This is a genomic window from Verrucomicrobiia bacterium (assembly GCA_026414565.1).
In the GTDB taxonomy this organism is placed as follows: Bacteria; Verrucomicrobiota; Verrucomicrobiia; order Limisphaerales; family Fontisphaeraceae; genus Fontisphaera.
Genome location: JAOAIT010000031.1, coordinates 1 through 9,748, shown reverse-complemented (window position 1 = coordinate 9,748; position 9,748 = coordinate 1). Strand labels below are relative to the sequence as shown.

General features: G+C 61.8%; 9 protein-coding genes. 4 read left to right on the top strand and 5 right to left on the bottom strand.

Translation table 11 applies throughout. From position 1 onward, the window contains the following. From N3J91_07990 to N3J91_07980, 3 genes are all read right to left on the bottom strand, one after another. Nucleotides 1-2,685: hypothetical protein (locus N3J91_07990; protein ID MCX8156371.1), on the bottom strand; the 2,685-nt coding region annotated here is incomplete at its 3' end. Between the two features lie 149 nt (nucleotides 2,686-2,834). Beyond that, nucleotides 2,835-3,725 carry a dihydropteroate synthase gene (locus tag N3J91_07985; protein ID MCX8156370.1) on the bottom strand — a complete coding sequence of 297 codons (891 nt, stop codon included), beginning with the start codon at nucleotides 3,723-3,725 and terminating at the stop codon, nucleotides 2,835-2,837. Between the two features lie 86 nt (nucleotides 3,726-3,811). Next, the gene (locus N3J91_07980; protein ID MCX8156369.1) at nucleotides 3,812-4,513 is read right to left on the bottom strand and encodes an SOS response-associated peptidase; all 702 of its coding nucleotides are present in this window, start codon (nucleotides 4,511-4,513) and stop codon (nucleotides 3,812-3,814) included. Nucleotides 4,514-4,675: 162 nt separating this feature from the next. On the opposite strand from N3J91_07980, the gene N3J91_07975 reads away from it, so the two are divergent. Then, entirely contained in the window at nucleotides 4,676-5,095 is a 420-nt protein-coding gene (locus N3J91_07975) for a secondary thiamine-phosphate synthase enzyme YjbQ (GenBank protein MCX8156368.1), read from the top strand. Here the strand turns inward: N3J91_07975 and N3J91_07970 are convergent. Then, on the bottom strand, nucleotides 5,082-5,828 hold the full coding sequence (locus N3J91_07970; protein MCX8156367.1) for a nucleotidyltransferase family protein: 747 nt from the start codon (nucleotides 5,826-5,828) through the stop codon (nucleotides 5,082-5,084). The genes N3J91_07975 and N3J91_07970 overlap by 14 nt on opposite strands. After that, entirely contained in the window at nucleotides 5,812-6,771 is a 960-nt protein-coding gene (locus N3J91_07965) for a phosphotransferase (protein MCX8156366.1), read from the bottom strand. Before N3J91_07965 ends, N3J91_07970 begins: the two co-directional genes overlap by 17 nt. A gap of 214 nt (nucleotides 6,772-6,985) precedes the next feature. Here N3J91_07965 and N3J91_07960 point away from each other — a divergent pair, with 214 nt between their 5' ends. From N3J91_07960 to N3J91_07950, 3 genes are all read left to right on the top strand, one after another. Further along, complete coding sequence (locus N3J91_07960) at nucleotides 6,986-8,212, top strand: efflux RND transporter periplasmic adaptor subunit (GenBank protein MCX8156365.1); 1,227 nt, start codon at nucleotides 6,986-6,988, stop codon at nucleotides 8,210-8,212. 17 nt (nucleotides 8,213-8,229) lie between these two features. Then, nucleotides 8,230-8,952 carry an ABC transporter ATP-binding protein gene (locus N3J91_07955; GenBank protein MCX8156364.1) on the top strand — a complete coding sequence of 241 codons (723 nt, stop codon included), beginning with the start codon at nucleotides 8,230-8,232 and terminating at the stop codon, nucleotides 8,950-8,952. Beyond that, on the top strand, nucleotides 8,945-9,748 hold an 804-nt coding region (locus N3J91_07950; protein MCX8156363.1), incomplete at its 3' end, for a PA domain-containing protein. The genes N3J91_07955 and N3J91_07950, both read left to right, overlap by 8 nt.

The window sequence follows — 9,748 nt, the reverse complement described above, 5'->3', positions numbered from 1 at the left end:
CCGGCTGAGGGTCACCAGAAGGAAATCATTGCCCGCCACCGGCACGGTGGGCGCCTGCAGCACCGCACTCAACGCCCCCGCCGCAAACGCCAGCGTCCCATTGGTCCGCCCCACCCGGTTGCCCAGGATTTCAAAATCCACACTCACCCCCTGCACGGCAGGGGCATTAAGTGTCACCATGACGCCATTGGTAAACTGGGCAATGGCCAGCGGCCCCTCAGCCGCCAATCCCAGGCGCAGGGGCACGGTGGTGTACGCAAACACCACGTTGGTTATACCCCCAAGGGTGGCGTTTTCAGCCTGACCCACGCTTAATTCAAGAAAGTCGTAATCAAAAGGGGATGCATTGGTCAGCAACAGTTGGGCGCGCAAGGTATTGGGCGGCACCACCACAGTGCCTGCCTGCACCACCCGATTCGAGCCGGTGAACTGGTAACCAAGCGCCACCGGCATGGCAGAAGGCGATGACAGTTGCACAAAGACGCCTTCTGTCAACCGCCACGCCGAATACGTATTGGTCACCACCGCCAGCGTGATCTGCGGGCGGGGCACCGTGCCTGTGGCCGTAAGAACCGCCAGGCCCGTTATTTCAGCATTTTCCGCCTGGCGCAGTTGCAATTCCACACTCGCAAGGGAGGCCAGGTCAAAGTCGTGGGGGAAAATATATTTAACCGTTTCACCAGGGAAAAAAGTCACACGTCCAGTGGCGCGATCCGCGCCGCCACTGACCCACGCGTAACTGACGCTCACGGGGTTGGTGGTAAAACTGCTCAGACGCACTGGCACACCGTTGAACAAGCTGGCGAGCGCCATGCGGTTGGTGCGCAAAGCCAGTCCCACCCCCACCGGCGCATGAGGCGGGGGGGTCATGAATCCCGCCAGCAAGGCCGCGTGCTCCGCCGGTTGCCATGCGACGTTGCCGGGAAACCGCGCATCCACCGTGGTCACGTAATTACTCCGAAAGTCCACCTGGGAAAGCCGATCCTCCCAAGACAGGGCATTGAGTCCGCTGCCCACGCCATTCCAGGTTTTCAGAAAAATGTCGCGGTAATTGTATAGAATCAGGGAGTTCGTCAGTCGCAGAAAACCATTATAACTCCAGTCATAATTATCCCCCACACGCGCGCCCACCCCATTGGCAGTCGTCAGGAGACGCTCCGCAAAACATAAAGGACTGTTGTCCCCCGTGCTCCAACCGCACTCAATACCCTGGCCGCTGTTGATGAGCACTGTATCATAAGACCACGTCTGCCGCCCTCCCCCCGACCACGCATGCGCCTCGTGCAGCGCAGATTCCACCCAGCAATTAGTTACCAGAACGGTCCCCGCCCCGCCGCTGCCGGAGTCAATGGCGTCGTCCTTGGCGAAGCCAAACAGGCTGTTTTGCAGTACGTAGGTCCCCTCAGTGAAATATATGCCGTCGTAATCGGCGTCGGCAATGTTGGCGTCCACCACCCCGTCATCAATGGGAAACTCAAACACCGCGCTCTGATTGATTAAAAGAGAACAGCCGCCGGAATATTCCCCGCCAGTGATGGCACGCTGAAAATGGCACCGCTCCCAGACGAGGGTGCTGCTGTAGCCATTGCCCACCTGCCCGGCGGTGTTGATGATGGCGCAATTGGTCAGATACGCCCGCGCGCCCGAATGCACCAGCAGCACGGCCTGCTCACTCCGATGACTGGCCCCGGGCGAAAAATTGAAACTCGTCGCGCCGCCCCCGCCGGCCATGATGGCATAATTCGCCGTCAACTGGGCATTGGTGCCGCGCAAAATGAATCCGCCCCACGCCCCGGCAGGCACCTCCGGCCACACCACATTGGTGGCCATAAGCACGATGGGGCGTTCAGCCGTACCATTCAAATAAATCTGTCCATTGTTGGTAATGTTCACCAACGGATTCATTCGAATAACAGTTCCGGCGCCCACCGTGAGCGTGGCATTACTGGAAATGCTTACATGGCCGGTCAGATGAATGCGGCTGTTCTCCGGCCACGTCACCACGCCGGTAATGCTGCCGCTGAACGGCGTCCATACCGTCCCAGCTTCAATTTGCACGGTTTGCGTGGCCGCCAAACCGGCCAAACGCGGAGAGTACGTGAACAGGCCGGATTGCAAGACGGGCGGCAGCAGGACGGAGCCATGTCCCCGGATGATCTGCAGGGGAGTTGTCTCGAATCCCTCCGCCTGGGCCCGCCCATTGACACGCCGCACCCGATCGCCGCTGTCGGTCACGCGTGCAATCACCGGAATCGGCAGCCCTTGCGGATACACCGCAGGCAGACAAAGCTCCAGCCGCGCCCCGGCACATTCCGCCGCAGTGGAGGGAATCGGCGGCAAAGGCGTCCACATGGGCAGCCCCTTTTCCGGGCTGCCGCGTTGCGTGGACAACACAATAAAGCGCACCAGGCGATTGGTGGTGGCCTGTGTCGTAATGTTGGTGCGGCTGACGCGCAGCTCGTGGTAGTCCATGTTGGTGACCACCATGTCCACATCAGTGGGAATGGGCACATTGTTGAACAGCACTTGATAGGTGTATCCCGCCTCCGACGGCACGCGGAAAGTGACGCTGTTATTGTAAGTGGACTTGTCGGTCACACCGTTGATCGTGAGAGGCGACTGCCCCCATACCGCCAGAACCGCCGCCAGCCAGAAAGCGCCGCTGCAGAACGCGGCCTTCGCCATGCCAGAAAAAAACTTCATACCTACCTACTATCGCATGAACACGCCACCCTGCCAATCACATACGCCAGGGGACTGGCCGGCTTCCCTGCTTCGCCCGGCTTGCAGCCCGCAAAGGGGAGGTTTCCGCTTTGTGCAACCTGGGTCAGCGATTACTCCCAAACCTGCATCGTCTCCAACACCGCCCGAATGCGCGGCACCTCGTGCGTCCGAAACAAATCTGTTTTGCCCAGCGCCGCCAGCACGCAAAAGAAGGGCTCGGCACAACGCACTTCCTCCTGAAAATACTCAAAGGCATGCGGTAGCGCGTGACAAATGGGAAATCCCAGGGTGCGCAGCCGGAAGGTGTTCAGAAACACCTTCATCTGATGCCGCACCCGGACGGCGCTATCCTGCAGGTTGCGGTAGTAGAACCCCAGACCCGGATCAATAAAAATACGCTCCACCCCCGCCCGCGTGGCCCGTTCAATCTCCCGCGCGAAATACTCATACATCATCGGTATCGGATCCGCCTGCAAATCAAAATCGCCCACCTCCCGCACATTGGGCCCCTGCACATAGCACAATATCACCGCGGCTCCATGTTCGGCCACCACCGGGTAACACTCCGCCGCGTGCTCGGTGCCCGTCAGATTCAACACGCTGGCTCCGGCCTCCAGCGCGGCGCGGGCCACCGCCGGATGATACGTCTCCACGGATACCAGCACCCCCGCCCGGCTCAGCCCCTCCACCACCGGCAATAACAGCGACTGCTGCCGCAGCTCATCCACCCGCTCGGTGTGCGCCAGGGTGGACTCCGCCCCCACATCCACCACCGCCGCGCCCTGCTCGTGCAACACCCTGCCCCGCCGGATGGCGCTCTCCGCGCTCAAGCACACGCTCTCGCGATACCACGAGCCGGGCGAAAGATTGATCACCCCCATGATTTCCGGCCGTTGATTGAATTGAAAACGCCGTCCTCTCAAATCAAACTCACGGACCTGTGCCCCGGCCGCCGCGGTATGCGCGGCCAGCAAATTGTGCAGTGCTTGTAAATCTAACATGCTCCAATGTTAGAGCCTAAATCGGAGGCTCGCAATGCTTACCCAGCCCCTCGTAACGCTCCGCCAGCGCTCTGCACGGCATGCCATCAACTTTCCTCGGCCCGCAAGTTCTCCGGGCCTTCAAAGCCCGGCCGGTTAACGTAACCGGAGGCCGGATGACGTTGCATCAAGGTGGCGGGAAAAGGCTGCAAAAGGTTTTGCAAGTCATCCGCCCTGGCCGCCGGATCCAGCCACGCCTGCAAGGCCTTCCCCACCAATATCACCGGCATCCGCCAATGAAATGGCTCCACCAGCGCATTGGCCGTCGTGGTGATGATGGTAAACGTTTCCAAGGACCGAATGGCTCCCTCCGCGGGAGGGAATAATTCTGGCTGCACGGCCGGCCGCGGCCTCCAGACCTCCCACAAGCCCGCAAAACAAAAGGGCGCCTCCTCGCACAAGGTAAAACGCCATGGGCGTTTGGCGCCAAGCGTGGTCTCCCACTCGTAAAACCCATCGGCCGGCACCAGGCATCGCCGCCGGGCGAAGGCATCCTTGAAATTGTACCTGACCGTCTCGGCACGGGCATTAATGATCGGTTTGCATTCACTCGGAGCCGATGCCCACGACCAGAGAAACCCCCAGCGCATAAGTTTCACCTCGACCGCCTCGGCAGTCCGCACGATCACCGGTGCCTCTTGCGTAGGCGCGATGTTGTACCGCGGCACCCAGCCGGGCAGGCCACCCCGGCATTGCACCAGCTCCAACAGCGCCCGAAGGTCCCGGATTTGCGTGTAACGTGCACACATATCCTGTCAGTCATTATATCATTGCCGGGTTTTTCCGCAGGCCTTTTGTCGCATAACAAAGATGGCCGGTTCAACCCGCCGGTCATCAACCACAAATCCCCTCAACCAGGCCGGCCAATTTTGAATGACACGCGCGCCGGCGGGCCGTTAGTATGGCCGCGTATGAAATCCTTGACGGAATATCTCTGGTTCGAGGTGCCCGGCCGGCGCGGCTTTGTAAACATCACCCCCACCGTGGAGAACCTGGTGCGCAAAAGCGGAGTCAAAGAAGGATTGTGCCTGGTCAATGCCATGCACATCACCGCCTCGGTCTTCATCAACGATGCAGAAAATGGGCTGCTGCATGATTACGAAGTCTGGCTGGAAAAACTCGCGCCCCATGCCCCCATTGAGCAGTACCATCACAATCGCACCGGCGAGGACAACGCGGACGCCCATCTGAAGCGCCAGGTCATGGGCCGGGAAGTCGTCGTGGCCATCACCAATGGCAAATTGGATTTCGGCCCCTGGGAACAAATCTTCTATGGCGAATTCGACGGCAACCGCCGCAAGCGGGTGTTGGTAAAAATTATTGGGGAGTGACCGGCGACGATGGCTCGCGCGCACCAAAGCTCCTGATCAATTCCTCGGCCCGTTGCAAATCGGCGATGGTCCCGGCCTGGCACCAGAGGCCGGTGTGCGGAACACACCACAGCCGTTTCTCCTCCATCGCTTTGCGCCATAGTATCTTGGCGGAAAACCGGCCGGGGGCCACCCCGGCCAATACCCGCGGATGCATCACATACACACTGGCAATTATGTAGGGCGCCTCGTGGGCATCCCAGGCCAGCGTGTTCTCCGGCGTGATGAAAAGATGATCTTCGCCCCGCTCATACCCCACCGCGCGGGCGCGCGACTGCACCAAAAAAAGCCAGTCCATGCGCGCCTCGTCCCAATGCCGTGCCAGCCGATGGAGGGCCGGCTCCCCCCGGTCAATCCATAGGATGTCCGAGTTGATGACATACAGGGGACGCTCGCCCAGCAAAGGAAGCGCGTGGCGCAATCCCCCGCCGGTCTCCAGCGGTTCAGCTTCCTCAGATATCAAACATTGCAGGCCGGGGTAACTGCGCAGGTATTGTATCAACGGCTCTTTCAGGTGCGCTACGTTCACCACCACCTCCCGCACGCCCGCCGCGCGCAAATGCTCAAGAGCGTAGGCAATCATCGGCCGGCCCGCAATCGGCACCAGGGGTTTGGGCAGCCGGTCAGTAAGGGGACGCATTCGCGTGCCGTAACCGGCGGCCAGCACCATCGCGCGATCAATCGAGTTTCCCATAATCCTCAAACCATGCGGCAACGGGGGCCAATACCGGGTGGGCCAGCGCCTGCCTCAACAGCCGGCGCACCCGCGGCGCATGACGCCGTTGGTATTCCGGCTTGCCTTCACGCGCCGCCAGCCGCGCAAAAATGGCCAGCACGCGGGTATGTCGCTGGGCGGCCAGAATGGCCAGCGATGCTCTGAAGTTGTCCTGATTCGGGGCCCGAAAAGCGGCCAGATAACGCGCCAGCATCTTCTCGCGCAGCCCCGGCGGCACATCCCGCCGGGCATCCTCCAACAAGGACACGAGATCATAGGTCACCGGCCCCTGATACGCATCCTGAAAATCAATCAGCCCGGCCTGTTGTATGCCGGGGCGCTGCGGCAGCCACATCAGATTGGCCACGTGATAATCCCGCAAGAGCAGAGAGGCCGGCACTTGGTGGGCCAGCGGCAAAACCCGCATCCATCGCTGCCGGAATTCGACACGCACGGTCTCGGGCAGTGCCGGGGCCACCCAGTCCAGATATAATTCAATGTCCGCCAGCATCTGGGCGGGGTCATAGGCGCGCCAGCCGGGTAATATCGCGTCAGCGCGTTGATGCAGGGCAATTAAAACCTCCGTGGCCAGCGTGTAGGCCCTTTCCTCCTCCTGCCCCTCCTCCAGCCACCTCGCGAAGGGCATATCGCCAAAATCTTCAACAACGGCGCAGCCCCGCTCATAGTCCACGGCCAGCACTTCCGGAGCGCTGAACCCCAGCCTGCGGAGGTGCCCCGCCACCTGCACATAGGGCGGCAGGCAGGCTGCAACGGCGGAGGCATCCATTAAAATGGCCGTGTGCCTGCCGCGGGCCAGCCGCCAATACCGGCGCGCCGAGGCATCCCCGGCCACCGGCTCGATGACCGCCCCGCGCCATTCCGTGCCCGCCAGAAATTCCCGGGCTGCGCAGCTTATGTTCACAGGCGCTTGCAAAACGCGCGCTAGCGTAGGATGGGTTGCGCACCCCTGCCAATCCTTTTCCACGCTCCGGCGTTGAATGAAAAAGGAATTGCCGCCGTCAGAAAATGGGTGGAATTTAAGTCGAGGACGAGGCCCACCGGCGGCTCCGCCCACCTTGGTTCACGGCATAGGCCGCCGGCAAGGATGTCTTCGTCATGGGACAAAGGGATATTAAATGCGTTTTGTTTTGATTATTTTAGTGGTCCTGGGGATGGCCGGCGGCGGCTACTATTTTTATCAAAGCCGCCATGCCATACTGCCCGGCCCGGCGGCGCCCCGGGAAATCCCCACCGCGGTGGTGGAGCCGCGGAACATCGAGTTTGTCATTACGGCCGCAGGTGACATCGGTCCCGCCGACCAGGTCTCAGTCCGCATGGAGGTTAACGGCCGCATCTCCGTTCTGCCGGTGGACATCGGCGACCGGGTGAAAAAGGGCGAGCTGCTCTGCCAGTTGGACGACCGGGACCTGCAGATTGAGCGCGACCAGCGGCTGACGGAAATCTCCGGCGCCAAATTGCAAATCGAGTCCGCCCGCCTGCGTCTGGAAAAGGCGCAGCGGGACTACGATCGCGCCGTGAAACTCTACGAAGAGCGTGTGGTGGCCAGGGAGGAGTTTGACAATCTGAAAACGGAGTTGGAGGCCGCCCAAAACCAGGTGCAGGTGGCCAACAACAACCTGGAACGCGCCGAAAAAGCACTTAAACTGGTGGAGGATCGCATCACCAAGACCCGCATGCTGGCCCCCTTCGACTGCACCGTGCTGACCCGCCCGGTGTCGCTCGGCCAGACAGTCAGCGGCGCGGCCGGCTTCAATTCCGGCACGGAAATCATGACCATCGCCAACCTCAATGAAATGGTGGTCAATGCCCACATCAATCAGGCCGATGTCGTGCGCCTGCAACCGGGACAAAAGGTGGAAATCCAGGTGGAATCCCTCCCCGGATTAAAATTGGAGGGGCGCGTGGAGCGCATCGCCCCCCAGGCCACCATCCGCAATAACATCAAAGGTTTCGCCACGCGCATCCAGATCCGCGACATGGACCCCCGCGTGCGTCCCGGCATGACCGCCACCCTGAGCATCCCCGTCGCCTCCGTGACCAATGCCCTGGCCGTCCCCCTGGCCGCCGTCTTCACCGAGGAAGGCCAGCGTTTCGTGCTGGTCAAAGGCCCCAACGGCATCGAGCGGCGGGATGTCGCGGTGGGCATCTTCGACTACCAATTCGCCGAGGTGCAGTCCGGCTTGAAGGGCGGCGAGGTGGTGCTGCTGGAAATGCCGCGGGAGGGTTTTGAGGAGCTTAAAAAGAGCACCACCAACACCTTCAAAGCCGGCGTAGAATCCGGCAAAGGCGGCAGGAACTTCGGCGGAAATCCCGCCGGCGGCCCCCGGCGCGGCGGCAGCTAAAAGGATGAACCATGGCGCTGGTTGAAGTCCGCAACGTCAGCAAAATCTACCGCCTGGGCGGCGAGGAAATCCGCGCGCTCGATAATGTCTCCCTGGACATCGAGGCGGGCGAGTTCATCTCCATCATCGGCCCCTCCGGCAGCGGCAAATCCACCCTCATGCACATCCTGGGTTGTCTGGACAGCCCCACCAGCGGCACCATCAAGCTGGATGGCCTGATGATCCACAATGCCTCGCCGCGGCAACTGGCCCATATTCGCAACCAGAAAATCGGTTTTGTATTTCAGTTCTTCAACCTCCTGCCCAAACTCAACGTGCTGCAAAACGTGGAGCTGCCCATGGTCTACGCCGGCCTCTCAGCCAGGGCGCGCCGCGAACGCGCCGAACGCGCTCTCGAGCTGGTGGGCCTGGCCAACCGCGCCAAACATCGCCCCAGCCAGTTGTCCGGCGGCCAGCAGCAGCGCGTGGCCATCGCCCGCGCCATGGCCAATCAGCCGGCGATTCTCCTCTGCGACGAGCCCACGGCCAACCTCGACCTGCGCACGGGACAGGAAATACTCGAAATCCTTCAACGCCTCAACCGCGAGCGCGGCGTCACCGTGATCTGCGCGACGCATGATCACCGCATGATGAACATCTGCGATCGCCTGATGTGGATCCGCGACGGCCGCATCGAAAGGATCGCGCGGCGCGAAGAGGTGAAGATCCAGATCGGCTCCATCGGAGGAAAACATGCCTGAGGCGCGCGGCGTGGCTTTATTCCTCGGCTTCATGCTGGCGCTGACCGCGGCGGCGGCGGAGCGCGACGCTGCGCTGCGCGCTGATAGCGCGGCGCTGACCCAGCAGCCGCATCGCCTGGTGGGCACAGCCGAAGGCAGAGCTGCGGCCGCCTACGTGGCGAAGCGGCTGCGCGCTATGGGGCTGGACGCGGTGATCGAACAGGAATTCCCGGCGGCGCAAATGCGCGTCTTGCGCTGCGAAGTCGAAGTGCGCACCGCCGAAGGCGCAGCGCGGACGCTCGCGCTTTTGCCCATGCGCGCCAATGGCATCATGCCGCCGGTCACCCCGCCAGGGGGATTGAGCGGACCGCTGCTGCATGCCGGCCGCGGTGACCCCGAAGATTTTGGCGAGCGTCGGGTGGCTGGCGCCATTGTCGTGCTCGATTACAACTGCGGCCGCGGCTGGTTGCGCGCTTTTCGCCAGGGCGCGCTGGCGGTGATCTTTGTCCCGGCTGAGCGCGCCGAAGCCTGGCACTGCCATGCTAGCGAGACCACGGCCAATTTGCCGCGGTTCTATCTGCCGGCAGGAAGAAGCGCCCTACCCGAAGGCGCGATCGCCACTATCCACAGCGAAATTGTGTGGGAAACAGCCTACGGCTGCAATGTCTTCGGCTATTTGCGCGGCAGCCAGCCGGTCTTCGATCTGGAGAAGGAAGAGGCGATCATTCTCGCCACCGCGCTCGACAGCTATGGCGAGGTGCCCTTCGCTTCTCCCGGCGGCCGCGGCGCTGCTAATATCGCCGTGCTCTTGCGCCTG